At 74.0% G+C, this 1,271-nt stretch carries 1 pseudogene; it reads left to right on the forward strand.

Annotated features, from left to right (window positions below):
• Positions 1–1,271: pseudogene (locus AX721_RS16850) on the forward strand (TonB-dependent receptor); the annotation flags it as partial.

A 1,271-nucleotide genomic window follows, 5' to 3' on the forward strand; every position in this document is an offset into this window, starting at 1 on the left:
GCCCGCCGCGGCCGCCACGCTGCTTGCGGCCCTGCTGTCCAGCGTCGCCCTGCCCGCCCATGCCCAGCAGACGACCCAATCCGCGGCCCCGGCCTCCGAGGAGGACGAATACGCCGACGAGACCGTGGAGGAGCTGGTGGTGGTGGGCACGCGCGAGCGGCCCCTGCCCGGCGCGGTGGTCGGCGACATCCAGCCGGAGGTGCAGCTGCGCCCGGCCGAGATCCAGGCCTATGGGGTCAGTTCGGTGGCCGACCTGCTCGCCGCCCTGGCGCCGCAGATCGCCAGCAACCGCGGCCGGGGCGGCGAGGCGCCCGTGGTGCTGCTGAATGGGCGGCGCATCTCGGGCTTCCGCGAGATCCGCGACATCCCCACCGAAGCGATCATCCGCGTCGACATCCTGCCGGAGGAGGCGGCGCTGGCCTATGGCTACACGGCCGACCAGCGGGTGGTGAACATCGTGCTGCGCCGGCGCTTCCGGGCGCTGACCGCCGAGGCCAGCGGCGGCGGCCCCACCGAGGGCGGCCAGGCCACCGGCTCGGCCAGCCTGAACCAGCTGCGCATCCAGGGCGACAACAGGCTGAACCTGGTGCTGAAGGTGCAGGGCGCCTCGTCGATCACCGAGGACGAGCGGACCGTGGGCGCCGCCGCCGGCCGCCAGCCCTTCGACCTGACCGGCAACCTGACGGGCGCCACGCGCGGGGCCGAGATCGACCCGGCCCTGAGCGCCCTCGTCGGCCAGCCGGTGACGGTGGCGGGCCTGCCGCTGACGGCCCTGAACGGCCAGGCTCTGGCCCTGAGCGATCTGACCGCCACGGCCGGCGTCGCCAACGTCAGCGACGTGGGCGCCTTCCGCACCCTGGTCCCCGAGACCCAGTCGGTGACCGGCAGCGCGGTGCTGGCCCGCGCCCTGCCCAACGACTTCCGCGGCACCCTGACCGCCGAGTTCGGCGCCACCCGCAGCGAGTCCCTGCGCGGCCTGCCGGGCGCGAGCCTCACGATCCCGGCCACCGACCCCTTCTCGCCCTTCGCCACCGACGCGACCCTGAACCGCTATGTCACCACCTTCGGGCCCCTGGCCCAGACGACGGAGGGCTGGACGGCGGGGCTGGGCGGGTCGCTGAACAAGGACCTGGACAAGTGGCGGCTGTCGCTGACCGCCAACTACGACCACTCGACCTCGCTCACCCGCAGCGACGTGGGCGTGGACATCACCGCCCTGCAGCAGGCGGTGATGTCCACGCCCACGTCGCTGCGGGTGAGCGAGGTCGAGT

The organism is Phenylobacterium sp. CCH9-H3 (assembly GCF_001557235.1).
Lineage (GTDB): Bacteria > Pseudomonadota > Alphaproteobacteria > Caulobacterales > Caulobacteraceae > Phenylobacterium.